This is a genomic window from Streptomyces sp. MMS24-W38 (genome assembly GCF_059889265.1).
Genome location: NZ_JCBCPP010000001.1, coordinates 2,949,097 through 2,975,612, shown reverse-complemented (window position 1 = coordinate 2,975,612; position 26,516 = coordinate 2,949,097). Strand labels below are relative to the sequence as shown.

Sequence of the window (26,516 nt, the reverse complement as noted above, 5' to 3'; positions counted from 1 at the left end):
TCGACAGGTTGTGGTCGCCCGATGTCGGGCGAAGGCGGCGATCGAAGACGGAGTGGAATTCACGAGGGATACGAGTCCGGGGACGCCGTCGCACTTGGTCAGATCTGTTCCAGCGTGGTTCTCGCCATGGAGCGGTCGGCGGTCCGCGCCGTGGGCGGGGCCCGGCTCATGCGGGCCGCGTCGTCCTGCTCGGCGAAGGCCGCCGGTGCGTGGGTCGTGGTGCCGCTTCGTCTACGTGTCGCCGTGCCCCTGCGTGAGTGCTTCGCCGACCACCAGGCCGAGGGCGAGGGCGGTGACGATTGTGACCAGCTTCAGCAGGTCCTGGAAGCCCTCGACATAGCCGCCGGCCAGAGTGGTCAGGCCGCGCATGCCGAGCGAGCCGACGGTGAGCGCGAAGAAGCCGGGCAGGATCAGGATCAGCCGGGGTGGGCGGTGCGGCCCGCGCGCGATCAGCGTGGCCGTGGCGGCGAGGACGACCGCGGCGACGAAGGTGCCGCCCGTCTCCCCGGCGAGCTTCGTGAACGCCGACTGCACACCGACGGTGACGTAGACGAGCAGGAGCAGCGGCCAGAAGAAGCGCAGGGGGATCGCGAAGGCGAACAGAGTGCCCGCTGTGAAGACGATCCAGGCCAGGAACAGCGTCCACCGGGGCAGGTCGGAGTGGGCGGCGACGTCGAAGAGGGCGTGGGGGGAGGCGCCGGCGAAGAGGACGCCGAGCAGGACACCGACGTACAGCTGGACCAGCAGGAAGACGGAGTAGACGAGCCGTATCGCACCGGTGGTGATCAGACCGGCGACCAGCTCGGCGGTCGCCGCGCTCAGGTAGTCGCCGGGGACGAAGTAGAACAGCGCCGGGAGCATCAGCAGGACGGGACCGCCGTGCGCAGGGTTGTCGGCGAACAGCTCGATCGTGACGACGGAGACCACCGTCGACACCGCCAGCGGAAGGAACCGGTGCAGCCGGGGCACGCGGTCGGCGGTGACCGCGAGAGCCGCGGCGAGCGCGCCCAGCACGGCCGTGGTGGCGATCTCGTACCAGGTGGGCTGCATCAACGGCGCGAAACCCAGCGCGAACAGCACGATGCCGAGGAACTTCAGCCACCACGGGTACGGCACCGCCGCCTCGATCTCCCTCAGCCTGTGGTCGGCCTCCGCGATCCCGGTCCGGCCTGCCCGCACGTCGGCGAGGAACGGCTTGAGCGCGGCCACCTGGTCGAGGCGGAAGACCTCCGGGAAGCCGTGCACGATGACGGCGCGGGTACCGCCGTCCGCCGCGGTGACCGTGAGCACCGCCGCCTCCGGCACCAGCAGCAGGGACGCGGCACCGCCGAAGGCACGGGCACTGTCGACCACGGCTCGCTCGACGAGATGGGCACCCTCGCCTGACGAGCGCAGCAGCAGGCCGGTCAGCCGGGCCAGGAACGCCGTGAGGGCGTCGAGGTCCATGACCGATCGCTGCTCCACGCCCGCCTCCTCGCTCCGGGACCAGGAGTTCCAGCCTGGGTGGACGGCTGGCTCCCGGCATCTCGGACAGCACGGTCCCCGTCACCCGAACGGCTGCGGATCACGGGCGCCAAGACGATCACAGCCGAGGCGTACCGGCTCCTGAAAGCCACCACGGAAATTGCCGTCGATGGCGAGCTGATCCAGCGCAACCCGTTCCGGATCAAGGGCGCCGGTAGCGAGAAGGGAGCGCCGTTCCGGCGCAGCACCTTCGGGCGGAAGTGGTGACGGGCGCGTGAGATCGTCGGCATGCCCGAGGGCTTCCGGTTCTACGATCTCCGCCACACGGGGCACACGCTGTCCACACGGTCCGGTGCCACCCTCAAGGACACGATGGTGCGCGCCAGGCAGTCCTCCGAGAAGGCTGCGCTGATCCATCAGCACTCCGACGACGAGCGTCAGGAAGAGGTGGCCGCCGACCTCGACGCCACCGTCCGGAAGGCTCGGGCCGCCGCTGCCCGGGAGGCCGACGAGAAGCGTTCTGGCACGGATCTGGCACGCGACGAGTGATCATCATGGACAGCAGAAAGGCCCAGGTTTCTGACCTGGGCCTTCTTCGTGGAGCGGGTGACGAGAATCGAACTCGCGCTCTCAGCTTGGGAAGCTGATGTTCTACCATTAAACTACACCCGCGTGTGATCCAGGCCACCGGAAACGACCGGCGACCGGATGCTCGGTCACTCTACCCCATGGCAGGTCCCCGGTGTTTCAGGTCCCGGGGGCCTGGTGGCGTTCAAGGTGCGGAAGTGGGTACGGGGGGCTGGAGTTGGGGCGTACGGTGGGGTGTTGGTGAGGGGCTGGGCGAGGCCGGGGTGCCGCCTGGAGGGTTGTCTCTTTGATCCCGTAATGTGCCTTTCGGCGTCAGGGCAGGAAGCCAGGCGCGGCTCTTGGGGAAGGGACTCTTGGACTTGATGGAGCGCACCGTCGTCCGCTGTGCCGATGGGCACGTGTTCACCGCCGCCTCGTTCCCGATGCAGCAGGCCGAGCGACTCGGCCCCGGCCGGCTCTTGCGGTGTCCGCGCTGTGCGCGGCTTCGCAGCGTCGTGCCGGTCGCTCACCAGAAGCGGTAGCGAGGGCACGGGGACCCGGCAGGGGCAGCAGGGCGTGGGCGCGTGGGACGGCGATTGTGGCCGGTCCGCGCGCCTTGCGTATCCTCGGGGAGTGCTTCTCTCAGACAGGGACATCCGGGCCGAGATCGATGCCGGGCGGGTACGGATCGATCCCTACGACGAATCCATGGTGCAGCCGTCCAGTGTCGACGTGCGCCTCGACCGCTTCTTCCGGGTGTTCGAGAACCACCGGTACCCGCACATCGACCCGTCCGTCGAGCAGGCGGAGCTGACCCGGCTCGTGGAACCGGAAGGGGATGAACCGTTCATCCTGCATCCGGGCGAGTTCGTGCTGGCCAGTACGTACGAGGTCATCTCGTTGCCCGACGATCTCGCGTCGCGGCTGGAGGGGAAGAGTTCGCTGGGGCGGCTCGGGCTGGTCACGCACTCGACCGCCGGGTTCATCGACCCCGGGTTCTCCGGGCACGTGACCCTGGAGCTGTCGAACCTCGCGACGCTTCCGATCAAGCTGTGGCCCGGGATGAAGATCGGCCAGCTGTGCCTGTTCCGGCTCAGCTCGCCGGCCGAGGCCCCGTACGGCAGTGAGCGGTACGGCTCCCGGTACCAGGGGCAGCGCGGGCCCACGGCCTCGCGGGCCTTCCTCAATTTCCACCGCACCCAGGTGTAGGCATGAGTGAGCAGGAGAGCCGTCCGCGGCGGGAGAACCTCAGTTACGAGCAGTTCGGGGTGGCCGTGCGTGAGCTCGCGCAGGCCGTCGCCGACGACGGGTACCGGCCGGACGTCGTGCTCAGCATCGCGCGCGGCGGTGTCTTCGTCGCCGGCGGGCTCGCCTACGCCCTCGACTGCAAGAACATCCACCTGGTGAACGTCGAGTTCTACACCGGGGTGGGGACCACGCTCGAGATGCCGGTCATGCTCGCGCCCGTGCCCGACGTCATCGACTTCACCGACAAGAAGGTGCTGATCGCCGACGACGTCGCCGACACCGGCAGGACGCTCAAGCTCGTCCGCGACTTCTGCCTCGACGCCGTCGCCGAGGTGCGCAGCGCCGTGATCTACGAGAAGTCGCAGTCGCTGGTGAAGTGCGAGTACGTCTGGAAGCGGACCGACGACTGGATCAACTTCCCGTGGAGTGTTTTGCCTCCGGTGCGCAAGGCGGGCGAGCCGGTCGCGCCTTCGAAAGAGGCGCTGTAGGCCGTCTGACGGACCGCCTGCCGGTGCCGGGGCCGCACGGGCGGCGACCGGTCAGGGCTGCGTCGCGGCGACCTTGACGCCGAAACCGATCAGGACGACGCCGGTCACACGGTCCATGGCCCGCCGCACCACGGGCCGCTCGAAGAGCGCGCGGGCCTTCGCCAGCACCATCACGTAGCCGCCGAGCCAGACGAGGGTGAGCGCGACGTGCAGGAGAACGAGGACGGCCATTCCCGTGTGGGGTGACAGCCCGGAGGGCGCGAGCGTCGGCAGCAGACCGGTGTAGAAGACGGCGATCTTCGGGTTGAAGACGTTGCTGACCAGGCCGGTGCGCCACGGGTTCCCCTTGGGCGCGGGCTCGGCGGTGGCGGTGGCGGTCGGAGTATCCGTACGGGCACGCCGACCGGCCAGCAGCGACTGCGCGCCGAGGAAGATCAGGTAGGCGGCTCCGGCCAGTTTGACGACCGTGTAGGCCGTGGCGGACGCGGCCAGCACGGCCGCCAGACCCGCCACGGTGAGGACGCCCCAGGTGAGCAGGCCGGCGGTGATACCGCCGACCGTCCGCAGTCCGTCCCGCCAGCCGCACGCCACGGCGCGCTTCGTCACGACGGCCATGTCCGGGCCGGGAACCATGGTCAGGACGGCGAGCACACCCGCTGCGGCGAGGAGCTGTACGAGCATGGGCGCATCATTCCACGGGACCGGCCGGCCCGCCCGGACACGCCGTGTGCTCGGGCCGGGGGCGAAGAAGGTTGGGATGAAAAAGGGGGCCCCGGATCGGGAGCCCCCTTCACGTGTGCCGTTCCGTGGCTCAGAACGTGCCCAGCTTCACGATCGACAGCAGGGCGATCAGCTGGATCGCGGAGGCGCCCAGGGCCTTCGGCCAGGGCAGGTCGTGGGAGCGGCTGACCATCAGGGTGAGCAGCGCGCCGGCCGCGATCCAGGTGGCCCAGCCGAGGAGCTGGACGAACGTGGCGTCGCCGCTCGCGAACATCGCGAAGACCAGCCGGGGGGCGTCCGTGATGGACGCGATCAGCATGGACAGGCCGACCGTGGGCTGCCAGGCGCCGTTGCCGCCGAGCTGGCGGGCAAGGCTGTGGGTGACCACGCCCAGGACGAAGAAGCTGATCACCATCGCCACGGCCGTCGTCAGCACGATCGGTATGGCGTTGGTCAGGGTGGCGCCGATCGCGTCCTCGCGGGCGCCCTCGAAGCCGAAGACCGCGAGCAGGCCGTAGAGGAACGTGACGACGAGGGCGGGGCCCCACATCGTGTAGTCGCGCATCCTCAGGAACGTCTGGTCGGGGGCGGTGACGACGCCCTTCAGCAGGGCCTTCCAGGGCAGGGGCGGGCCGACCGGGCCGGGCACGGGCTCGGGGGCACCGCCGTGGTGTGTCCCGCCGCCCTGCAGGTAGGGGTCCTCGCTGACCGAGAAGGCCTGGGTGTGGCCGGGGTTGTTGGCCGCGTACGGGTCGTACCCGGCCTGCGGGCCGCCCGGGTACGCGCCGCCGCCGTCGCCGAAGTACTCCGGCTCGCCGTGGCCGCCGCCGTTGCCGCCGCCGGGGCGACCGGGGCCGCCGCCGGGGCCGCGGTTCACCTGCGGCCACGGGCTGCCGCCGCCGTTGCCGCCGCTGCCGTACGGCGGCTGCTGTGGGTACGGCTGCGGCGCCTGCGGGGAGCCGTACGACGGTCCCTGCGGCGTCTGCTGCCCGTACGGAGGGTGTTGCGGTCGCGCGTGAGGAGCGCCGTCGTTGTCCCGGCCGCGTCCGATCCTGAATCCAGCCACTCGTCGAACGTACCTGGTCCGGGGGAGTGGTGGGCCGGGCCCGGGGTTCCGGGGCCGCCTTTGCGGCCGAGCTGTGACATCCCCTAAGGGGCAGTCAGCTCGGCTCTCCGTCCCGCGGAGGGGTGCGGTCCTCCGCAGGACGGACCGGCCGGTCCGTCAGTCGTGGAAGCCGCCGCCGAACCCGGGGAGGACCACCGCCGCTTTGGTCGTCGGCACGGTGCTCGTGCCGCGCAGCAGGATCCCGCGGTCCTGCGCGCCCAGCGCCAGGTCCGCGCGGCCGTCGGCCGTGAGGTCGCGCAGGCGCACGGAGCCTCCGAAGGAGGAGTACGCCTCGGCCGGGCCCAGGACCGTCTGGGGGATCCACGACGAACGGGAACCGCTCAGGCCGCCCGAGCCGCCACGGAAGAAGTGGACGCCACCCTGGTCCACCCGGCCGTCGACGTCCTCGTGCGGGACGCCGACCGCGAGGTCCGCGTAGCCGTCGCCGTTCGCGTCGGCGGCGGACACGGCGTAGCCGAAGTTGTCGTACGCCTCGGGGGAACCGGAGACGCCGGAGGTGGCCTGGGTGAACGTGACGGAGCCGCTCGGGCCGGCGGAGGTGCCGCGCCAGACGGTGACCGCGCCCCGGCCGTTGTTCTGGTCGGGCAGGCCGACGGCGATGTCGCCGTAGCCGTTCTTGTCGTAGTCGCCGATCGCCGCGACCCAGGGTTCGCTGGTGAAGGTCTTGTACGGACCGGAGGTCAGACCGGAGGACGAGCCCTTGAGGAACCAGATCCGGTGGAGGGGCTTGTCGCTGCCGGAGGCGAACTGGGTGCCGAGGAGCACCAGGTCCGTCCGGCCGTCGCCGTTGACCTTGCCCACGGCGAGGCCGTGCGAGTACCAGCCCCCTCCCGTCTTGTCGACCTTGCTCACGCTGCCGGTCTTGCCGGACTTGGTGAACGGGCCGCGGTACAGCCATGCCTCCCCGCCGCCGATCAGCGCGAGGTCGGGGGAGCCGTCGCCGGTGAAGTCGCCGGTGGCCACGTCGCGGCCGAAGTGGCCGGCGGCTCCTGGCTTGGGGGTGACGTTGGTGCCGCCGGACAGGCCGGACTTCGAGCCCCAGACGATGGTGACCGCGCCCCGGTACTTGGTCTTCCCGACGTGCTCGGTGGGGTTGCCGACGACGAGGTCCGCGTAGCCGTCCTTGTTGAGGTCGGCGCTCGCGAGGGACTCGCCGAACTGGTCGTCCTCCTCGCCCGCTCCCGGGATGCCCGGGCTGTCCTGGTGGATCAGCTGGGGGCGGGTGGTGTCGAGGCCGCCCTTGGTGCCGTACACCACGGTGACGGTGCCGCCCGCGCGGTCCACGTCGTTGTGGCCGAGGTAGGCGAGGTCGCGGTGGCCGTCGCCGTTGAAGTCGTCGTAGTGCTTGGCGACGGCGGCGGAGGCGGGGGTGGCCAGGACGGCGGGGGTGAGGCCGCTCACCAGAAGAACGGCGGCCAGGGCGGCGGTGCGTCTGCGCATGTGGGTCTCCGGGGGAGGGATCGGCCGGGCGGGTGGACGGCCTGCGGATCACGGGTGATCGCCGACGAGGAGACCCGCGGAGGGCGCGGATGGTTGTACGTGAACATGACGGAGGGGCCGCCCTCCGGGCGGCCCCTCCGTGCCTACGTACCTCGTGCCTACTTCACCGGCTCCGGCTCCGGGGCGTTCTCCGCCTCCGACTCGCCCGCCGGGTCGAGCGGCGTCTTGACCGACTCCAGCAGCAGCTGGGCGACGTCGACGACCTGGATGGACTCCTTGGCCTTGCCGTCGTTCTTCTTGCCGTTGACCGAGTCGGTCAGCATGACCAGGCAGAACGGGCAGGCGGTGGAGACGATGTCCGGGTTCAGGGCGAGGGCCTCGTCGACGCGCTCGTCGTTGACGCGCTTGCCGATCCGCTCCTCCATCCACATCCGCGCGCCGCCGGCGCCGCAGCAGAAGCCGCGCTCCTTGTGGCGGTGCATCTCCTCGTTCCTGAGGCCCGGGACGTTGGCGATGATCTCGCGCGGCGGCGTGTAGATCTTGTTGTGCCGGCCCAGGTAGCACGGGTCGTGGTAGGTGATCAGGCCCTCGACCGGGGTCACCGGGATCAGCTTGCCCTCGTCGATGAGGTGCTGGAGCAGCTGGGTGTGGTGGATGACCTCGTAGTCGCCGCCGAGCTGCGGGTACTCGTTGCCGAGGGTGTTGAGGCAGTGCGGGCAGGTGGCGACGATCTTCTTCGCCGACCTGGGCTTCCTCGACTCCTCGGTGACGTTGCCCTCGTCGTCCGTCTCCTCGCCGAACGCCATGTTCAGCGCGGAGACGTTCTCCATGCCGAGCTCCTGGAACAGGGGCTCGTTGCCGAGGCGGCGGGCGGAGTCGCCGGTGCACTTCTCGTCGCCGCCCATGATCGCGAACTTGACGCCCGCGATGTGCAGCAGTTCGGCGAAGGCCTTGGTGGTCTTCTTGGCGCGGTCCTCCAGGGCGCCGGCGCAGCCGACCCAGTACAGGTACTCGACCTCGGACAGGTCCTCGATGTCCTTGCCGACGACCGGGACCTCGAAGTCGACCTCCTTGAGCCACTGAAGGCGCTGCTTCTTGGCCAGGCCCCAGGGGTTGCCCTTCTTCTCCAGGTTCTTGAGCATCGTGCCCGCCTCGGACGGGAACGCCGACTCGATCATGACCTGGTAGCGGCGCATGTCGACGATGTGGTCGACGTGCTCGATGTCGACGGGGCACTGCTCGACGCAGGCGCCGCAGGTGGTGCAGGACCACAGGACGTCCGGGTCGATGACGCCGTTCTCCGCCAGGGTGCCGATCAGCGGGCGCTCGGCCTCGGCCAGCGCCGCCGCGGGCACGTCCTTCAGCGCCTCGGCCGACGCCTTCTCCTCGCCCTCCATCGTCTTGCCGCCGCCGGCCAGCAGGTAGGGGGCCTTGGCGTGCGCGTGGTCGCGCAGCGACATCATCAGCAGCTTGGGGGAGAGCGGCTTTCCGGTGTTCCAGGCGGGGCACTGCGACTGGCAGCGGCCGCACTCGGTGCAGGTGGAGAAGTCCAGCAGGCCCTTCCAGGAGAACTGCTCGACCTGGGAGACGCCGAAGACGTCGTCGTCACCGGGGTCGGTGAAGTCGATCGGCTTGCCGCCCGAGGTCATCGGCTGCAGGGCGCCCAGCGCGGTGTCGCCGGTGGCCTCGCGCTTGAACCAGATGTTCGGGAAGGCCAGGAAGCGGTGCCAGGCCACCCCCATGTTCGTGTTGAGGCTGACCGTGATCATCCAGACCATGGTCGTGCTCAGCTTGATCATGGCGAAGAGGTAGACGAGGTTCTGCAGCGCCGTCAGGCTCAGGCCCTTGAAGGCCAGGACCAGCGGGTACGAGGCGAAGTACGCGGCCTGGTAGCCGTCCACGTGGTGCAGGGCGCCCTCGAGGCCGCGCAGCACGTAGATGGCGAGGCCGATGGTGAGGATGACGTACTCGACGAAGTAGGCCTGGCCCATCTTCGAGCCGGTGAACCGGGACTTGCGGCCGGGCCGCGAGGGCAGGTTCAGCAGGCGGATGACGATCAGCACGGCGATGCCGAGGGTCGTCATGGCGCTGATGAACTCGATGTACATCTCGTACGGCAGGAAGCCGCCGATCACCGGGAGCGTCCAGTCGGCCCGGAACAGCTGGCCGTAGGCGGTGATGATGGTCGGCGGCAGCGTCAGGAAGCCGATGGCCACGAACCAGTGGGCGATGCCGACAACACCCCACCGGTTCATGCGCGTGTGGCCGAGGAACTCCCGCACCAGGGTCACGCTGCGCTGGTAGGGGTTGTCGGTCCGGGTGCCGGCCGGGACCGGCTGGCCCAGCTTGAAGTACCGGACGAACTGGCCGATCGCGCGTGCGAGCAGGGCAACGCCGACCACGGTCAGGACCAGCGACACGATGATCGCGGCGAGTTGCATAGGGGCTCCTCGGGCCTGCGAGGGTTTGGTCGGGGGGCTCCTGCCACGGGATTCCCGACATTACTAAGCGGTAACTTATACAGTCCGTCTGAGACTACCCCCATCTTCGGCCGCACTGTAGCCGGGCGCGGAGTGATCTGAGTCGCTGAGGGTTGCCTTGGGGGCCGCCCTGGAGGTGGCCGCGTCACGCCCCGTGAATCCGGGCATACGCCACTAATTTATATCCGTGCCGCACACTTGTGTCCGTAGGCCGTTGGCTTGAGGTCCCATGACCGTCCGCCTCGGAGCCACGCCTGGCGGTCGGCTCCCGCCCCGCTCCTGCGCCGGCGTCGACGTCCCGAATCCGCAGGTCGGACCCTCCTTGCGTGTAAGGAGCGGATAAGAGTTGAGCCTGCTCGACTCAGCTCTGTTGACCCCGCGCCGGACCTCGGGCATGCTTGAGTCTGTTCCACTCAAGTCAGCTGGAGGAATCGAAATGGCACGTGCGGTCGGCATCGACCTGGGCACGACTAACTCCGTCGTCAGCGTTCTGGAGGGCGGTGAGCCCACCGTCATCACCAACGCTGAGGGCGCCAGGACCACGCCTTCCGTCGTCGCCTTCGCGAAGAACGGCGAGGTGCTGGTCGGTGAGGTGGCCAAGCGCCAGGCCGTGACCAACGTCGACAGGACCATCCGGTCGGTCAAGCGCCACATGGGCACCGACTGGAAGATCAACCTGGACGGCAAGGACTTCAACCCGCAGCAGATGAGCGCCTTCGTGCTCCAGAAGCTGAAGCGGGACGCCGAGGCCTACCTGGGCGAGAAGGTGACCGACGCGGTCATCACCGTCCCGGCGTACTTCAACGACGCGGAGCGCCAGGCGACCAAGGAGGCCGGCGAGATCGCCGGTCTGAACGTGCTGCGCATCGTCAACGAGCCGACGGCCGCCGCCCTGGCGTACGGCCTCGACAAGGACGAGCAGGTCATCCTGGTCTTCGACCTCGGTGGCGGTACGTTCGACGTCTCGCTCCTGGAGATCGGCGACGGCGTCGTCGAGGTGAAGGCCACCAACGGTGACAACAACCTCGGTGGTGACGACTGGGACCAGCGCGTCGTCGACTACCTGGTCAAGCAGTTCCAGGCCGGGCACGGCGTGGACCTGGGCAAGGACAAGATGGCGCTCCAGCGCCTGCGTGAGGCCGCCGAGAAGGCCAAGATCGAGCTGTCCGCGTCCACCGAGACCACGATCAACCTCCCCTACATCACCGCCTCCGCCGAGGGCCCCCTGCACCTCGACGAGAAGCTGACCCGCGCCCAGTTCCAGCAGCTGACCGCGGACCTGCTGGAGCGCTGCAAGACGCCGTTCAACAACGTCGTCAAGGACGCCGGCATCGCGCTGTCCGAGATCGACCACGTCGTTCTCGTCGGTGGTTCCACCCGTATGCCCGCCGTCGCCGAGCTCGTCAAGGAGATGACCGGCGGCAAGGAGGCCAACAAGGGCGTCAACCCGGACGAGGTCGTCTCGATCGGTGCCGCGCTCCAGGCCGGTGTCCTCAAGGGCGAGGTCAAGGACGTCCTGCTGCTCGACGTCACCCCGCTGTCCCTCGGCATCGAGACCAAGGGCGGCATCATGACCAAGCTGATCGAGCGCAACACCACGATCCCGACCAAGCGCTCCGAGATCTTCACGACGGCCGAGGACAACCAGCCGTCGGTGCAGATCCAGGTCTACCAGGGCGAGCGCGAGATCGCGGCGTACAACAAGAAGCTCGGCATGTTCGAGCTGACCGGTCTGCCCCCGGCGCCGCGCGGCGTCCCGCAGATCGAGGTCTCCTTCGACATCGACGCCAACGGCATCATGCACGTCACGGCGAAGGACCTCGGCACCGGCAAGGAGCAGAAGATGACCGTCACCGGCGGCTCCTCGCTCCCGAAGGACGAGGTCGACCGCATGCGTGAGGAGGCCGAGCGGTACGCGGAGGAGGACCACCAGCGCCGCGAGGCCGCCGAGTCCCGCAACCAGGGCGAGCAGCTCGTCTACCAGACCGAGAAGTTCCTCGCGGACAACGAGGACAAGGTTCCCGGCGAGATCAAGACCGAGGTCGAGGGCGCCCTCGCCGAGCTGAAGGAGAAGCTCAAGGGCGAGGACACCGCCGAGATCCGCACCGCCACGGAGAAGGTCGCCGCCGTCTCCCAGAAGCTGGGCCAGGCCATGTACGCCGACGCCCAGGCGGCCCAGGCCACGGGCGGCGCCGCCGGAGCCGACGCGGGTGCCGGTGGGGCCAGGGCGGACGACGACGTGGTCGACGCCGAGATCGTGGACGACGAACGTAAGGACGGTGCGGCGTGACCGAGGAGACCCCGGGCTTCGACGAAAAGTCGCAGCAGCCCGACGTCCCCTCAGGCGTTCCGGCCGACGACGCCGAGCCGAAGGCCGCCACCCCCTCCGCGGAGGAGGCGGCGGCCCCGGCCGGGGACTCGGGTCCCGATGCCGGGCTGGTGGCCCAGCTGGACCAGGTACGTACGGCGCTCGGTGAGCGCACCGCGGACCTCCAGCGGCTCCAGGCCGAGTACCAGAACTACCGCCGCCGGGTCGAGCGCGACCGGATCGCGGTCAAGGAGGTCGCCGTGGTGAACCTCATGACCGAGCTCCTGCCCGTGCTCGACGACGTCGGCCGCGCGCGGGAGCACGGCGAACTGGTCGGCGGGTTCAAGTCCGTCGCCGAGTCGCTGGAGTCGACCGTGGCGAAGATGGGCCTGCAGCAGTTCGGCAAGGAGGGCGAGCCCTTCGACCCGACGATCCACGAGGCCCTGATGCACTCCTATGCCCCGGACGTCACCGAGACGACGTGCGTGGCGATCCTGCAGCCCGGGTACCGCATCGGTGAGCGCACCATCCGCCCCGCGCGGGTGGCCGTGGCCGAGCCGCAGCCGGGCGCTCAGCCGGGCAAGCCGGCCGAGGAGGAGACCGAGACGGCGGCGGACGAAAAGGAGACCGGTGGCCCTCAGGAGGGCTGACGCCTCGACGGGCGTGAGGAAGCCGGGGCGGGCCGGGCAGGCAGGACCTGCCGGACCGCCCCGGCGGGCAAGGAAGGAGGGACGTCGGGGATGAGCACCAAGGACTTCATCGAGAAGGACTACTACAAGGTCCTCGGCGTGCCTCAGGACGCCACCGAGGCCGAGATCAAGAAGGCGTACCGGAAGCTCGCCCGCGAGTACCACCCGGACGCCAACAAGGGCAACGCCAAGGCGGAGGAGCGGTTCAAGGAGATCTCCGAGGCGAACGACGTCCTCGGCGACCCCAAGAAGCGCAAGGAGTACGACGAGGCCCGGTCCCTCTTCGGCGGCGGAGGCTTCCGGCCGGGGCCGGGGCCGGGCGGCGCCGGATCGTTCAACTTCGACCTGGGTGACCTCTTCGGAGGCGGCCAGGGCGGCCAGGGCGGCGCCGGCGGGTTCGGTGACGTCTTCGGCGGGCTGTTCAACCGCGGCGGCACCGGCACCACGCGTACCCAGCCCCGGCGCGGCCAGGACATCGAGTCCGAGGTCACCCTGAGCTTCACCGAGGCCATCGAGGGGGCGACGGTCCCGCTGCGGATGTCCTCCCAGCAGGCCTGCAAGGACTGTTCGGGCACCGGCGACAAGAACGGCACACCGCGGGTGTGCCCGACCTGCGTCGGCACCGGGCAGGTCGCCCGGGGCAGCGGCGGGGGCTTCTCGCTCACCGACCCGTGCCCGGACTGCAAGGGCCGCGGCCTGATCGCGGAGAACCCCTGCGACATCTGCAAGGGCAGCGGCCGGGCCAAGTCCTCGCGGACGATGCAGGTGCGCATCCCGGCGGGCGTCAGCGACGGCCAGCGGATCCGGCTGCGCGGCAAGGGCGCACCGGGCGAGCGCGGCGGCCCGGCGGGCGACCTGTACGTCGTCGTGCACGTCGGCAGCCACCCGGTGTTCGGCCGCCGGGACGACAACCTCACCGTCACCGTCCCGGTCACCTATCCGGAGGCGGCCCTCGGCGGGGAGATCCGCGTCCCGACGCTCGGCGGTCCGCCGGTCACGCTGAAGCTGCCCCCGGGCACGCCCAACGGGCGGACCATGCGGGCCCGCGGCAAGGGAGCGGTCCGCAAGGACGGCTCGCGCGGCGATCTGCTGGTCACCGTCGAGGTGAGTGTTCCCAAGGACCTGCCGGGGAAGGCTCGTGACGCACTGGAGGCGTATCGCGAGGCGACCGCGGGTGAGGATCCGCGGGCGGAGCTGTTCCAGGCAGCGAAGGGAGCTTGAGGGAGATGGACGGTCGTCGACGCAATCCGTATGAACTGACGCAGGACACACCGGTCTACGTCATCTCGGTGGCGGCCCAGCTCTCCGGCCTGCATCCGCAGACCTTGCGCCAGTACGACCGTCTGGGGCTGGTCTCGCCGGACCGGGCCGCCGGCCGGGGCCGCCGCTACTCGGCCCGTGACATCGAGCTGCTCCGTCAGGTGCAGCAGCTGTCGCAGGCGGAGGGCATCAACCTGGCCGGCATCAAGCGCATCATCGAACTGGAGAACCAGGTCGCCGCGCTGCAGGCCCGGGTGGCGGAGCTGGAGGGCGCGCTGGACGGCGCGGCGGCGACCATGCGGCAGCGCGAGGCCGCGGTGCACGCGTCGTACCGCCGGGACCTGGTGCCGTATCAGGAGGTGCAGCAGACCAGCGCGCTGGTGGTGTGGCGGCCGAAGCGTCAGCAGCAGGCCGACTGACCCGACTGAGCGGTCCGGCTGACGGGAAAGTTCCGTTTGGCTGAAAAGTGAAGTGTCCTGAAGGGCCCGGAGGTTCGTCCGAACCTCCGGGCCCTTCACATGTGTGCGCACGGCTGACGCTCCCTCACTCACCGTCCCGTGCGCTCGGCGAACGCCTGTGATCAGCAGATGTGTGCGTCTTCAGGAGATCTGTGCGAGTCTTTCGCCGGCCCCTCACGACTTCAGCGCACCGTGTTGTGTTCATCTCGTTAAGTAGCTGGTCTTGACGCCAGTGGTAGCTGAAGCGTTGGCTTTTCAGTCACATGGGCCGCAATGTTGTGCCCACGTCCAAAACGCACCTGAAGTGAGCCCTCGCATGCGTCGTATCGCCATATCAGTGGCCGTCACCTCGATGTCCGTCATGCTTGCCGGTTGCGGCGTAATCAACGCGACAGGGAGCAGCGACGACGCGAGCCCCACGAAGGGGAACGACATCACGGTCGGACTGCTGCTCCCGGAGAAGGCCAACACCCGGTACGAGCAGTTCGACTACCCCATCTTCAAGAAGAAGGTGGAGTCGCTCACCAACGACAAGGGGAAGGTCGCCTACGCCAACGCCGAGTCGGACGCCGGCAAGCAGTCGAACCAGATGCAGCAGATGATCGACGACAGGGTCGACGTCATCGTGCTGGACGCGGTCGACTCGAAGGCCATCGCCGAGGACGTGAAGAAGGCCAAGGACGCGGGCATCCCGGTCATCGCCTACGACCGGCTGGCCGAGGGCCCCATCGACGCGTACATCTCCTTCGACAACGAGCTGGTGGGCGAGGTCCAGGGCCGTTCCCTGCTGGAGAAGCTCGGCGGCGACGACGCGGCCACCAGCAAGATCGTCATGATGAACGGCTCCCCGACCGACCCGAACGCCAAGCAGTTCAAGGCCGGCGCGCTGTCGGAGCTCAAGGGCAAGGTCATCATCGCCAAGTCCTACGACACCAAGGACTGGGCGCCGGAGAACGCCGAGGCCAACATGGCCGAGGCGATCAACGTGATCGGCAAGGACAACGTCGCCGCCGTCTACTCGGCCAACGACACCATGGCGGGCGCCATCGTCAAGGCGCTCGAGGCCGCCGGTGTGACCGAGCTGCCCCCGATCACCGGCCAGGACGCCGAACTGGCGGGAGTGCAGCGGATCATCGCGGGCGAGCAGTTCATGAGCGTCTACAAGTCCTACCCGCTGGAGGCCGACAACGCCGCGGAGATGGCCGTGGCCCGGGTCCAGGGCAAGGGCATCCAGTTCGACGCGCTGACCCGCGAGCGGGTGGACAGCCCCACGGACAAGGACATCCCGGCGCAGCTCGTGCCCGTGGTCGCCCTGACGAAGGGCAACATCAAGGACACGGTCATCGCCGACGGGTTCTACAAGGTGGAGGACATCTGCACGGCGGAGTACAAGGAGGCCTGCGCCGCGGCCGGCCTGAAGTAGCCGACGGCCGCCGGGCTTTCCGCCCGGGGTGCGTGGACGTTCCGCCGGGGAGCACGGATCACCGTGCTCCCCGGCGGTGTTGTCCCGTCACCATCCCAAGTCCCTTGGTTTTCCAGCGTTCTGGGCTTCCCATAGCCGCCCGTCCGGTAGTTGTGATGCGGCCGCGCGAGGCAGGGAGACAGCGGGGCGTACCGATGCATATCGGCTGCCGCGCCGACGGGAGCCGTGTTGCGGAGCCGGGTGCGGCCGCGCATAGTGGCGCATCGGAAAGTGGCGGAACCGGGGGTGGGACGGGCGATGGCCGGGCGCGGGACGGACGAGCATCCACATGGTGCTGACCGGCTGTGCGACTCCGGGGACCGCGTGTACTCCCGGGCCGTACGGCGCGGACGGGTGCCGCGCCGGGACGCGGAGCCGGTGCCCTGTCTGCTGGACCTGGCCCTGCTGCACCCGGACCCCGACGACATGGACTGGCTGGTGCCGACCGCCCCGCAGGAGGTCATGACCCGGCTGCTGCGCGGGATGTACGAGGAGGTCAGCGCGAGTCGGCGCCGGGTCGGCTCGGTCGTCGCGGCGTTCGAGTGGTACGCCGGCCTGGGCCACCGGGTGCCCGCCTCCCCCTCGGTCGCGGAGGGCCCGGCGATCAGGGTGCTGGACGGACTGGCCCGTATCCAGGCCGCGATGGACGAGGCGACGCAGGCGTGCACCACCGAGGTGCTCACCGTCCAGCCGGGCGGTATCCGGCGCGAGGCGGAGCTGTCGGAGGGCCTGCACCGGGCGACGGCGCTGCGCGGGCGCGGGGTGCGGATGCGGGACCTCTACACGCATGTGGCCCGGCACGGCCAGGGCCTGCACACCTACCTGGAGCTGATGGGCGACGCGGTGGAGGCGCGGACGCTGGACGAGGTGGTCGAGCGGCTGATCCTCTTCGACCGCACGGTCGCCTTCATCCCCGCCAACGCCGAGCGCACGATGGCGCTGGAGCTGCGGCACCCGGCGCTGGTGCTGTACCTGGGCACGGTCTTCGAGCGTCTGTGGCGCCTCGCCATCCCGCTGACCGCCTCGCTGCCCGACACCGGCATCGAGGGCATCTCGCACCGGGAGCGGTCCATCGCGACGCTGCTGGCGGAGGGTCACCAGGACGCGGTGATAGCGGAACGCCTCGGCATCAGCGTGCGCACCTGCCGGGCGCACATCGCCCGCCTCTCGGAGACCCTGGGTGCGGCCAGCCGCACCCAACTGGGCGTCCGTATCGCACAGGTCGGCCTGGACGACGCGCGCCGGACGGTGGTCACCCCTCCCGGTCGAGAATCCCCGAGCGCGCGATGAGATACCCGAGCTGAGCACGGCTGCCGCTGCCCAGCGTCGTCGCGAGCTTGGCGATGTGCTCGCGGGCGGTGCGGACGTTCATGCCGAGGCGGTCGGCGATGACGGCGTCGGTGTGGCCTTCGACGAGGAGCGCGGCGATGGCGCGCTGACGGGGCGTCACGCCGTTCAGCGTGGGCTGCCGGACCGCCCGGGGGTGCATCGGTGTGGCGAGGCGCCAGAGTCGGTCGAAGGTGGTGGCGAGGTACCCCACGAGTGCCGGGTGGCGGACCTCCAGGGCCGAGGTGCGGTCGGCGCCGGCGGGGACGAACGCGACGGCGCGGTCGACGACGATGAGGCGTTCGGTGATCTCGTCCAGCGTCCGGGCCTCGACGTCACCCGTCAGCCGCTCGTAGCGGGCGGCGAGCGAGGGCAGGTGGCGCAGGGTGTGCTGGTAGAGGGCGCGGATGCGGCCACCGCGGTCGAGCAGGGCCTGGTCGCGCCGGATCGCGGCCTCGTGGAAGTCCGGCTCGGGGTGCGCGTAGCTGCTGTGCGGCTGGATGCCCAGGAGTTCACCGGCGTCGGTCATCGCCTCGTCGATGACCCGGCTGATGCGTTCCTTGTCGCTGTGGAGCGTGAGCAGGGGCCTCGTCGGGACACCCTCGTGCCGGCCCGCCCGCAGCAGCGGCTCGAACGCCTCGACCAGTCGCTCCTCCCGCTGCCGTTCCCCGGCGATCCGGTCCGCCGAGGCCCGCAGGAGCCGGTACAGGACGATGTGCGGCGCGACGGGCTCCCACCGGCTCGGGTCGTCGAGGGCGGGGTCCAGGAGGCCGAGGTCGACGAGGCGCGCCGCCTCGTCGGCCCCGTCGGTGGGTAAGCGCCCCTGACGCAGTGCGCGGGCGTACAGCTCCAGGTCCCCCTCGCGCGGCTCCGCCGGTGCGTCGTCGTGCGCGTCACCGTTCATGCGTGGCCCGCTCCCCGGCTCGGCTTCTCCTGCTGGAGGATCCCCGACTGGGCGATGAGGTAGCCCAGTTGGGCGCGGCTGCCGCTGCCGAGGGTGGCGGCGAGTTTGGCGATGTGGGCGCGGCAGGTGCGGACGTTCATGCCGAGACGCCGGGCGATGGCCTCGTCGACGTGGCCTTCGACGAGGAGCTTGGCAATGGAGTGCTGGATGTCGGTGATGCCGCCGGGAGCGGTCTCGTAGGGCGCTCCGGCGGTCAGCGGCACCGACCGGCTCCACATGAACTCGAACATCTTGATGAGGTACCGGACGAGCCCGGGCTGGCGGAGTTCCAGCGCGACCTGCTGGTCGTCGCGGGCGGGGATGAAGGCCACGGACTCGTCGCACACGATGAGGCGCTCGACCACCTCGTCGATCGTGCGGTACTCCACCCTGCCGTTGGCGAGCTGCTCCACGTAGGCCCGCTTCTCCGGGCTGTAGCGGGCGGTGTGCTGGTACAGCGTCCGGATCCGCACGCCCCGCTCGATGAGGGGCTTGTCCCGCTCCAGGCCCTGGATGAGGCTCCGCTCGGAGAAGCGGTCGTCGCTCGGCTGGATGGTGATCATCTCGGTCCGGCACTGCGAGGTCGCCAGGTTGAGGGCGTCGTTGATCCGCTCGCTCCCCTCGAGCACGGTGATCGAGCGGTCGGTGGTCACCGCCTGGGTGCCCAGGGCCATGAACGGCTCGAACACGTCCGCGAGCCGGATCGAGAGCCGTCGGCGTTCGGCGATGTCACGCTCGATGGGATGCAGCCGTTGGGCCAGGGCGATCGCCGGCGGCACGGGGCGCAGCCAGCCCTTGTCGTCCGGATCGGGGTGGAGGAGGGCGAGTTCCATCAGGCAGGGAGCGGCCTCCGCCTCCTCGCGCGAGACTCTCCCCACACGCAGGGCGTTGGCATAAAGTCGGCTGCCTGGCTCACACAGTTCGGTCACCGCATGGGGATGCGCCGCATCTGTCTGATTTGCCACTGAATCTCCACCCCCCAGGGTCCTGAACATGCAGGAACATGATGCACCGATTGTGTGGCCATGATGTGTTCGAATGAGCCATCGTCTTACTTGACGGGGGACTGAGGAGACTTACACGTGAGGACGAAGCCGACTATGCGCAAGAGACTGCTTCGCTCGGTGCTCGCTGCCGCCCTCTCCGCCGTTGCGGCCTTCGGAGCGCTGAGCGGTTATTCCGACGCAAAGGGTGACACGACTGCCGACAGCCACTGGCCGTCGATCGTCGTGGACTCGGGGCGCTGAAGTGACCACTCCACCCGACGACCGATCCTTTCGCAGGGAGATGGCGACCGCCTACCGATCCGGTTGGCACTTCATCGACCTGGTCACCGCCATCCCCCACAGCGGTGATTCGCTGATGGTGACCGTGTTCGGTGAACCGGTCGTCGTCACGCGGGACGAGGACGGAGACGTACGGGCGTACCGGTGCCTGCGGCGCCCTCGGGGGGCGCCGCAGCCCGTGCGGTGTGCCATCCGGTACGGAATGATCTTTGTGAACCTGGACCAGCGGGACCATGAGCAGGCGGAGCCCGACTCCTCTGCCCGCCGGACCATCTCGGCCACCCCCCGCAGTGCCTGACGCGATTCCCCCGTCGTAAAAGATCGCGCAGGTGCTTCCCCCCGCAGTGGCGTCACCGTGACCTGAACACGGTGACGCCACTGCAGTTTTCGGGGATATCTCCGGGTGTGGGTGGAATCGAGCGATGGCCGAAACGGGCCGTCCGGCCGTACTGGCTCCCACCTCGGTCTCACCCCTGCCTTCTCGCACGTGTGAGCGTGCCCTCCATGATCCCCCGCGCCGCCGGATCGGGCGAGGGTGGCGTCCCGCCTGGATCGAGCGACGGTGGCGTTCCGTCCGCGGCGCTCCGGCCCCACCGCGCGCCCCCGGGCCCCGCCCGTGTCGCCCCCGTCGTCGGCCGTCGGCCGTCCTCCTGTTTCCGGGGCCCGTTCCGTTCCCCGGGCCCCTCTCGGCTCGGGTGGTCCCGTCCGGCCGGCGCCTCGCGTCTCCCGTCTCGCTCTTCTCCTCGCGCCGCTGCCTCAGCGGTCCCCCGTCCGTCAACGGCGTGCGTGGGGCGTGGTCGCGCCGGAAGGGGGAGGTCGGGGAAGCGGGAACAGGGGCCCGTCGACCCTCCCGTCACCACCTTGAGTGGAATAGACTCAAGTTTGTGTACGCTGACCGAGTCAGCCAGGCCGGGCTGCCGAGCCGGCCATGAGGGCCGCTGTACGGTCGTCGCAAGGAGGAGAACGCGAACGTGGACGCCGAGCTGACCAACCGGAGCCGGGACGCGATCAACGCCGCCGGAAACCGGGCCGTAACCGAGGGGCACCCCGACCTCACCCCCGCCCATCTGCTCCTCGCCCTGCTTCAGGGTCAGGACAACGAGAACATCACGGACCTGCTCGCCGCGGTCGACGCCGACCAGGCGGCCGTACGCGCCGGAGCCGAGCGCGTCCTCGCCGGCCTGCCGAGCGTGACCGGGTCCACCGTCGCGCCGCCCCAGCCGAACCGCGAACTGCTCGCCGTCATCGCCGACGCCCAGTCCCGTGCGCGGGACCTGGGGGACGAGTACCTCTCCACCGAGCACCTGCTCCTCGGCGTCGCCGCGAAGGGCGGCGCCGCCGGCGAGGTGCTGACGGGGCAGGGCGCCACCGCGAAGAAGCTGCAGGATGCCTTTCAGCAGGCGAGAGGAGCACGCCGGGTGACGACAGCCGACCCGGAGGGCCAGTACAAGGCCCTGGAGAAGTTCGGGACCGACCTCACGGAATCCGCCCGCGAGGGCAGGCTCGACCCGGTCATCGGACGGGACCAGGAGATCCGGCGGGTCGTGCAGGTGCTGTCCCGCCGCACCAAGAACAACCCCGTGCTCATCGGTGAGCCCGGCGTCGGCAAGACCGCCGTCGTCGAGGGGCTCGCCCAGCGCATCGTCAAGGGCGACGTCCCCGAGTCGCTGAAGGACAAGCGGCTCGTCGCGCTCGACCTGGGGGCGATGGTCGCCGGGGCCAAGTACCGCGGCGAGTTCGAGGAGCGGCTGAAGACCGTCCTCGCCGAGATCAAGGAATCCGACGGGCAGGTCATCACCTTCATCGACGAGCTGCACACGGTGGTCGGCGCCGGGGCCGGCGGCGACTCCGCCATGGACGCCGGCAACATGCTCAAGCCGATGCTCGCCCGCGGTGAGCTGCGCATGGTCGGCGCCACCACCCTCGACGAGTACCGCGAGCGGATCGAGAAGGACCCGGCGCTGGAGCGGCGCTTCCAGCAGGTGCTGGTCGCCGAACCGTCCGTCGAGGACTCCATCGCCATCCTGCGCGGCCTGAAGGGCCGCTACGAGGCGCACCACAAGGTGCAGATCGCCGACAGCGCCCTGGTCGCGGCGGCGACCCTCTCCGACCGTTACATCACCTCCCGCTTCCTGCCCGACAAGGCCATCGACCTCGTCGACGAGGCGGCTTCCCGCCTCCGCATGGAGATCGACTCCTCGCCCGTCGAGATCGACGAACTCCAGCGCGCCGTCGACCGGTTGAGGATGGAGGAGCTGGCGATCGGCAAGGAGACCGACGCCGCCTCCCGCGAGCGCCTGGAGAAGCTGCGCCGCGACCTGGCAGACAGGGAGGAGGAACTGCGCCACCTCACCGCCCGCTGGGAGAAGGAGAAGCAGTCCCTCAACCGCGTCGGCGAGCTGAAGGAGAAGCTCGACGACCTGCGCGGCCAGGCCGAACGGGCCCAGCGGGAAGGTGACTTCGACACCGCCTCCAAGCTCCTCTACGGCGAGATCCCGGCCCTGGAACGCGACCTGGAAGCCGCCTCCGAGGCCGAGGAGGAGGTCGCCAAGGACACCATGGTCAAGGAGGAGGTCGGCGCCGACGACATCGCCGACGTCGTCGCCTCCTGGACCGGCATTCCCGCCGGCCGCCTGCTGGAGGGCGAGACGCAGAAGCTGCTGCGCATGGAGGAGGAGCTGGGCAAGCGGCTCATCGGCCAGCTCGAGGCCGTACGGGCGGTGTCCGACGCCGTACGCCGCAGCCGCGCCGGAATCGCCGACCCCGACCGGCCCACCGGCTCCTTCCTCTTCCTCGGCCCCACCGGCGTCGGCAAGACCGAACTGGCCAAGGCGCTCGCCGACTTCCTCTTCGACGATGAGCGGGCGATGGTCCGCATCGACATGTCGGAGTACGGCGAGAAGCACAGCGTGGCCCGCCTGGTCGGCGCCCCGCCCGGTTACGTCGGCTACGAGGAGGGCGGCCAGCTCACCGAGTCCGTGCGCCGCCGCCCGTACAGCGTGGTGCTCCTCGACGAGGTGGAGAAGGCCCACCCCGAGGTCTTCGACATCCTGCTCCAGGTCCTCGACGACGGCCGGCTCACCGACGGCCAGGGCCGCACGGTCGACTTCCGCAACACGATCCTGGTGCTGACGTCCAACCTGGGCAGCCAGTTCCTGGTCGACCCGATCAGCACCGAGGAGCAGAAGAAGGAACAGGTCCTGGAAGTGGTCCGGTCCTCCTTCAAGCCGGAGTTCCTCAACCGGCTCGACGACCTGGTCGTCTTCTCCGCGCTGACCAAGGCCGAGCTGGAGCGCATCGCCGCACTGCAGCTCGACCGGCTGGGCCGGCGCCTCGCCGAACGCCGGCTCACCCTGGACATCACCCCCGAGGCGCTGGCCTGGCTGGCGGAGGAGGGCATGGACCCGGCCTACGGCGCCCGTCCGCTGCGCCGGCTGGTGCAGACCGCCATCGGGGACCGGCTCGCCAAGGAGATCCTCTCCGGCGAGATCAAGGACGGCGACACGGTCCGCGTGGACCGCTTCGGCGAGGGCCTCCTGGTGGGCCCGGCGACGGGCAAGACGCTGTAGTACCCCCGGGCGACGGTCTCCATGGTCGACGAGATGTGATCATGGAGACCGGACCGCGGCGGAAGCCCATCGGCCAGGCAGGTTGCCCGGCACGGGCCAAGAGAGAGAGGGTGGGGAATACGTCTGGTCCCACATCCACGGCCGGACGCCAGACGACCGCAGGAGTGTCCCAGCATGTCCATCGACCCGTCCTCGATTCCCAATTTCGGGGGCCAGCCCGAGCCGCAGCCCCAAGGACCGGCGGGCCCCGTCGTCCCGGATCAGGACCTCGTGAAGCAGCTCCTCGACCAGATGGAGCTCAAGTACGTCGTCGACGACGAGGGTGACCTCGCGGCGCCGTGGGAGCAGTTCCGCACCTACTTCATGTTCCGTGGGGAGGACGACCAGCAGATCTTCTCCGTGCGGACCTTCTACGACCGCCCGCACCAGATCGAGGAGAAGCAGCACCTGCTCGAGTCGATCGACGACTGGAACCGCCGCACTCTGTGGCCCAAGGTCTACACCCACACCCACGACGACGGCACCGTCCGTCTCATCGGTGAGGCCCAGATGCTGATCGGCATGGGCGTCAGCCTGGAGCACTTCGTCTCCTCGACGGTCAGCTGGGTGCGGGCCGCGATCGAGTTCGACAAGTGGCTCGTCGAGCAGCTGGGCCTGGAGCAGGAGATCAACGACGCGGAGAAGCCCGACGACGAGTAGGGAGCCCTTTCCCCTCCCCACGCGTACGCGTGCAGGAGCCCGGCTCCGGAGCGACCTCACGGTCACCCGGAGCCGGGCTCCTTCGTTTCCCCCCGCAGACCCGCAGACCCGCAGACCCGCAGACCCGCAGACCCGCAGACCCGCAGACCCGCAGACCCGCAGACCCGCAGACCCGCAGACCCGCAGACCCGCAGACCCGCAGACCCGCAGACCCGCAGACCCGCAGACCCGCAGACCCGCAGACCCGCAGACCCGCAGACCCGCTGTCCGACGCTCCTCACCCGGAGCCGCAGAGGGCGCGGTCGACGAGGTCACGCAGGATGTCCTCCTGGCGGGCCGCCGTGTCCGGGTCTCCCGGGCGGCTGTGCGTGGAGACGGTGATGCTGCGACGGCCGTCCGTCGTGGTGGCGGCCCGGACGAGGTAGCCGAATCCGCTTCCCCCGTGACCGAGGTAACCGCCGCCGCAGGACAAGGGCGTGAAGAACAGCCCCAGGCCGCTTCGGGTGCCCGCGGGGTGACCGCTGTCCCGGGGCACCGGGACAGTGGTCCGCATGGCGGAGAGGGTGACGGGTTCCAGCAGCCGTCCGCGGGTCAGGGCGGTGAAGAAGCGGTTGAGGTCGCGGGCCGTGCCGGTCATCGCTCCGTCGGCCCCGAGGTCGAAGGGACGGTAGGGGATCGTGGTGTCGACCATCGGGCCGTCCGGGGTGAACTGCTGGTGGTCGGCCGCGTGCGGCTGCGGCAGGAAGGGCCGGGTACCGGGGATGTCCGTGTGCCGCAGCCCGAGGGGGCGCAGGACGCGGTCGCGGACCTCCTGCTCCCAGGAGCGGCCGGTGACCTTCTCGATGATCATCCCGGCGAGGACATAGTTCGTGTTGGAGTACTCCCAGTCCGTCCCCGGTGGGAAGGCGGGCTCGTGGCGCATGGCCAGGGCGGTCAGCTGTGCGGGCCGGTAGGCGTGCCACCGACGGGCGTAGTACGTCTCGGCGCTCGGGTCGGGGTACACGTCGGCCGTGTAGTCGTACAGCCCGCTGGTGTGCTGCAGCAGGTCGCGGAGCGTGATCGTACGACCGTCGTTGCCGGCGCCGGCCACTACTCCGGGCAGTAATCGCTCCACGGTCCGGTCGAGCGACAGTCGCCCCTCGTCCACCAGTTGCAGCACGACGGTCGCGACGAACGTCTTGGTGACGCTGCCCAGACGCAGATGGCCGTCCTCGGGAACCGGGCGGCCGCTGACCAGGTCCCCCACACCGGAGCGGGCGGTGACGGTTCCCCGGTGCGTCTCCAGGCGGACCGAGACCCCCGTGACCCCGGCGTCGCGCAGCGCGTCGGCGTCCTGCTGCACGGACCGGCTCACGGCGGAAGGGCGTGGCGCGGGTGGCGAGGCCGCCGCGGGCGGGACGGCAGACAGGGCCAGCGCCAGCACAGCGGCGGACAACGACAATCGACGAAGAACCATGCCCCGAGGCTAGGAACGACAAGGTTCCACCGCCTATCCAGCCAACCCCCCGCCGCATCGGGTGCCACCGGGGTGGACAGTGCCCGGAAGAAACCAGAACCGTGCTCGCGCGGTTCCCGGGGGACCTCGACCACAGCGCGGTAGGGCATCCGTCTGTGCTTCCGCGCCTTTCGGGGTAGAAGTCAGATTGCAGTCAGAGTATGGTCTGAGTATGGCTATCGCGCGCTCGGCGTCCGAATCGGAAGCCGTCACGTTCACAGACCTGTCCCGGAACCCGAAGGCCGTGGCAGCCAGGGCTGCTGCTCTGGGGTGTCTGCGCGTCACGCACCGGGACGCGCCCGACATGGTGCTGACCACGGCCGTACACGCGGAGCGCACCGAGGAGAACCTGACCACTGCGTCCCGGCTGTTCCTGGCTCTGATGAAGCAGGCGGACGGTGCCAGGTCGCTTCTGCTCGCGCTGCCCGAGGTGTTCCCGTGGGTGCGTCACCTGGACGACGAAGAAGTCCGGGAATTCACCGTCGAGCTCATGGACGCGCTGTCCGACGCCGCTGAACTGGGTGCCAGGGAGGCTGTTCACCGGGCAATCGTTTCGTGGCGGGCGACTGCCCGTATCAACGCCGACCCTGACCAGCTCAGGGGAGCACTCCGCCCGCTCGGTGACGTGGACTTCGGCCCGGTCGAGGTGCGCGAGTGAGTCCCAAGAAGGGCGACCGGGTAAGCGTCCCACCGCTGAGCGGCTGGAACGTCGTCTACGGGACGACCGAGGCCGCGACGGGTTGGGAGGAACTGTGCCGGGTGGCGTTAGCGAACGCGCACCGCTGTCTGGAAGCCCTTCGCACAGACCCGCTGTCGCGGGCCAACTGGAACCGCCAGCACCAGTTGCGCGGCAGGCACGCGAGCAAGGAATGGAAAGGCTCCCAGCTGGAACAGTGGGAGTACGAGATCACCAGTGGCGGCCGGGTCCGCTACCTGGTCAGCCCGGAGATCTCGACCGTAAACCTGGTGTACGCCTCCACGCGACACCCGAAAGACACTGAGTAGCCCCCGTCACCCCAAGTGGCTGCAAGGAGGGGGCGGTTGTACTGGCGTCAGCCGAGCCGGGCGAGGCGGGTGGCTGCTGCTTCCAGGACCTCGTCCTTTTTGCAGAAGGCGAAGCGGACCTGGCTGCGGCCGGCTTCCGGGTCGTCGTAGAAGACGGAGTTGGGGACGGCGACGACGCCGCAGCGTTCGGGGAGGGCGCGGCAGAAGGCGTAGGCGTCCTTCTCGCCGAAGGGGGCGATGTCGGTGGTGATGAAGTACGTGCCCCGGGGTTGGTAGACCTCGAAGCCGGCGGCGCTCAGGCCCTTCGCCAGCAGGTCGCGCTTGCGCCGGTGGTCGGCGCGGAAGTCGTCGAAGTACGCGTCCGGCAGGGCGAGGGCCTCGGCGACGGCGTACTGGAAGGGGCCCGCGGAGACGTAGGTCAGGAACTGCTTGGCCGAGCGGACCGCCGTCACCAGCGCGGGCGTGCCCGTCACCCAGGCCACT

The 26,516-nt window shown here is 69.8% G+C and carries 21 protein-coding genes, 1 tRNA gene and 2 pseudogenes; 14 read left to right on the top strand and 10 right to left on the bottom strand.

Annotated features, from left to right (window positions below; genetic code table 11):
* Positions 1-231: 231 nt before the first annotated feature.
* Positions 232-1,464: a threonine/serine exporter family protein gene (locus tag AC6F7H_RS12255; protein WP_500757022.1), complete on the bottom strand. Its 1,233-nt coding sequence runs from the start codon at positions 1,462-1,464 to the stop codon at positions 232-234.
* A 54-nt stretch (positions 1,465-1,518) separates the two neighbouring features.
* On the opposite strand from AC6F7H_RS12255, the pseudogene AC6F7H_RS12250 reads away from it, so the two are divergent.
* A pseudogene (locus tag AC6F7H_RS12250) lies at positions 1,519-2,013 on the top strand (hypothetical protein); the annotation flags it as partial.
* A 49-nt stretch (positions 2,014-2,062) separates the two neighbouring features.
* On the opposite strand, the gene AC6F7H_RS12245 reads toward AC6F7H_RS12250, so the two are convergent.
* Positions 2,063-2,136 (bottom strand) — tRNA-Gly (locus AC6F7H_RS12245).
* A 528-nt stretch (positions 2,137-2,664) separates the two neighbouring features.
* On the opposite strand from AC6F7H_RS12245, the gene dcd reads away from it, so the two are divergent.
* Both dcd and AC6F7H_RS12235 read left to right on the top strand, forming a co-directional pair.
* The gene (gene dcd, locus AC6F7H_RS12240) at positions 2,665-3,240 is read left to right on the top strand and encodes a dCTP deaminase (protein WP_109377139.1); all 576 of its coding nucleotides are present in this window, start codon (positions 2,665-2,667) and stop codon (positions 3,238-3,240) included.
* A 2-nt stretch (positions 3,241-3,242) separates the two neighbouring features.
* Positions 3,243-3,767, top strand: a complete 525-nt coding sequence (locus AC6F7H_RS12235; RefSeq protein WP_500757021.1) for a phosphoribosyltransferase — start codon at positions 3,243-3,245, stop codon at positions 3,765-3,767.
* Positions 3,768-3,818: 51 nt separating this feature from the next.
* On the opposite strand, the gene AC6F7H_RS12230 is transcribed toward AC6F7H_RS12235, so the two are convergent.
* From AC6F7H_RS12230 to AC6F7H_RS12215, 4 genes are all read right to left on the bottom strand, one after another.
* Positions 3,819-4,448, bottom strand: a complete 630-nt coding sequence (locus tag AC6F7H_RS12230; RefSeq protein WP_500757020.1) for a LysE family translocator — start codon at positions 4,446-4,448, stop codon at positions 3,819-3,821.
* Between the two features lie 130 nt (positions 4,449-4,578).
* Entirely contained in the window at positions 4,579-5,553 is a 975-nt protein-coding gene (locus tag AC6F7H_RS12225; protein WP_500757019.1) for a Yip1 family protein, read from the bottom strand.
* Positions 5,554-5,709: 156 nt separating this feature from the next.
* Positions 5,710-7,053 carry an FG-GAP and VCBS repeat-containing protein gene (locus AC6F7H_RS12220; RefSeq protein ID WP_500757018.1) on the bottom strand — a complete coding sequence of 448 codons (1,344 nt, stop codon included), beginning with the start codon at positions 7,051-7,053 and terminating at the stop codon, positions 5,710-5,712.
* 158 nt (positions 7,054-7,211) lie between these two features.
* Complete coding sequence (locus tag AC6F7H_RS12215; protein WP_500757017.1) at positions 7,212-9,494, bottom strand: (Fe-S)-binding protein; 2,283 nt, start codon at positions 9,492-9,494, stop codon at positions 7,212-7,214.
* Between the two features lie 475 nt (positions 9,495-9,969).
* On the opposite strand from AC6F7H_RS12215, the gene dnaK reads away from it, so the two are divergent.
* The 6 genes from dnaK (at position 9,970) to AC6F7H_RS12185 (ending at position 17,000) form a co-directional block, all read left to right on the top strand.
* Positions 9,970-11,823 carry a molecular chaperone DnaK gene (dnaK, locus tag AC6F7H_RS12210; RefSeq protein WP_500757016.1) on the top strand — a complete coding sequence of 618 codons (1,854 nt, stop codon included), beginning with the start codon at positions 9,970-9,972 and terminating at the stop codon, positions 11,821-11,823.
* The gene (gene grpE, locus AC6F7H_RS12205) at positions 11,820-12,491 is read left to right on the top strand and encodes a nucleotide exchange factor GrpE (RefSeq protein WP_500757014.1); all 672 of its coding nucleotides are present in this window, start codon (positions 11,820-11,822) and stop codon (positions 12,489-12,491) included. The genes dnaK and grpE overlap by 4 nt, the downstream gene beginning before the upstream one ends.
* A gap of 90 nt (positions 12,492-12,581) precedes the next feature.
* Positions 12,582-13,751, top strand: a complete 1,170-nt coding sequence (dnaJ, locus tag AC6F7H_RS12200) for a molecular chaperone DnaJ (protein ID WP_500757012.1) — start codon at positions 12,582-12,584, stop codon at positions 13,749-13,751.
* 5 nt (positions 13,752-13,756) lie between these two features.
* The gene (locus AC6F7H_RS12195) at positions 13,757-14,209 is read left to right on the top strand and encodes a heat shock protein transcriptional repressor HspR (protein WP_109377148.1); all 453 of its coding nucleotides are present in this window, start codon (positions 13,757-13,759) and stop codon (positions 14,207-14,209) included.
* A gap of 343 nt (positions 14,210-14,552) precedes the next feature.
* Complete coding sequence (locus AC6F7H_RS12190) at positions 14,553-15,671, top strand: sugar ABC transporter substrate-binding protein (protein ID WP_500757011.1); 1,119 nt, start codon at positions 14,553-14,555, stop codon at positions 15,669-15,671.
* 297 nt (positions 15,672-15,968) lie between these two features.
* A complete protein-coding gene (locus tag AC6F7H_RS12185) occupies positions 15,969-17,000 on the top strand; it encodes a helix-turn-helix transcriptional regulator (protein WP_500761777.1) in 1,032 nt (343 codons plus the stop codon).
* On the opposite strand, the gene AC6F7H_RS12180 is transcribed toward AC6F7H_RS12185, so the two are convergent.
* Both AC6F7H_RS12180 and AC6F7H_RS12175 read right to left on the bottom strand, forming a co-directional pair.
* Complete coding sequence (locus AC6F7H_RS12180; protein ID WP_500757009.1) at positions 16,963-17,940, bottom strand: helix-turn-helix transcriptional regulator; 978 nt, start codon at positions 17,938-17,940, stop codon at positions 16,963-16,965. The genes AC6F7H_RS12185 and AC6F7H_RS12180 overlap by 38 nt on opposite strands.
* Complete coding sequence (locus AC6F7H_RS12175; RefSeq protein WP_500757008.1) at positions 17,937-18,974, bottom strand: helix-turn-helix transcriptional regulator; 1,038 nt, start codon at positions 18,972-18,974, stop codon at positions 17,937-17,939. The genes AC6F7H_RS12180 and AC6F7H_RS12175 overlap by 4 nt, the downstream gene beginning before the upstream one ends.
* Positions 18,975-19,227: 253 nt before the next feature.
* Here AC6F7H_RS12175 and AC6F7H_RS12170 point away from each other — a divergent pair, with 253 nt between their 5' ends.
* From AC6F7H_RS12170 to AC6F7H_RS12160, 3 genes are all read left to right on the top strand, one after another.
* Positions 19,228-19,563 (top strand): hypothetical protein, encoded by a 336-nt coding sequence (locus tag AC6F7H_RS12170; protein ID WP_500757006.1) that lies wholly within the window; start codon positions 19,228-19,230, stop codon positions 19,561-19,563.
* A gap of 673 nt (positions 19,564-20,236) precedes the next feature.
* Complete coding sequence (gene clpB, locus AC6F7H_RS12165) at positions 20,237-22,834, top strand: ATP-dependent chaperone ClpB (RefSeq protein WP_500757005.1); 2,598 nt, start codon at positions 20,237-20,239, stop codon at positions 22,832-22,834.
* 174 nt (positions 22,835-23,008) lie between these two features.
* Positions 23,009-23,533, top strand: coding sequence for a YbjN domain-containing protein (locus AC6F7H_RS12160; protein WP_500757004.1), 525 nt, complete (start codon positions 23,009-23,011; stop codon positions 23,531-23,533).
* Between the two features lie 277 nt (positions 23,534-23,810).
* Here AC6F7H_RS12160 and AC6F7H_RS12155 read toward each other — a convergent pair whose 3' ends face one another.
* Positions 23,811-24,887 carry a serine hydrolase domain-containing protein gene (locus AC6F7H_RS12155; protein WP_500757002.1) on the bottom strand — a complete coding sequence of 359 codons (1,077 nt, stop codon included), beginning with the start codon at positions 24,885-24,887 and terminating at the stop codon, positions 23,811-23,813.
* A gap of 313 nt (positions 24,888-25,200) precedes the next feature.
* Here AC6F7H_RS12155 and AC6F7H_RS12150 point away from each other — a divergent pair, with 313 nt between their 5' ends.
* Positions 25,201-25,686 (top strand): prevent-host-death family protein, encoded by a 486-nt coding sequence (locus AC6F7H_RS12150; protein ID WP_500757000.1) that lies wholly within the window; start codon positions 25,201-25,203, stop codon positions 25,684-25,686.
* Positions 25,683-26,033, top strand: a complete 351-nt coding sequence (locus AC6F7H_RS12145; RefSeq protein ID WP_500756999.1) for a hypothetical protein — start codon at positions 25,683-25,685, stop codon at positions 26,031-26,033. Before AC6F7H_RS12150 ends, AC6F7H_RS12145 begins: the two co-directional genes overlap by 4 nt.
* A gap of 47 nt (positions 26,034-26,080) precedes the next feature.
* Here the strand turns inward: AC6F7H_RS12145 and AC6F7H_RS12140 are convergent.
* Positions 26,081-26,515, bottom strand: a pseudogene (locus tag AC6F7H_RS12140) (aminotransferase class I/II-fold pyridoxal phosphate-dependent enzyme); the annotation flags it as partial.
* Between the last annotated feature and the right edge of the window lies 1 nt (position 26,516).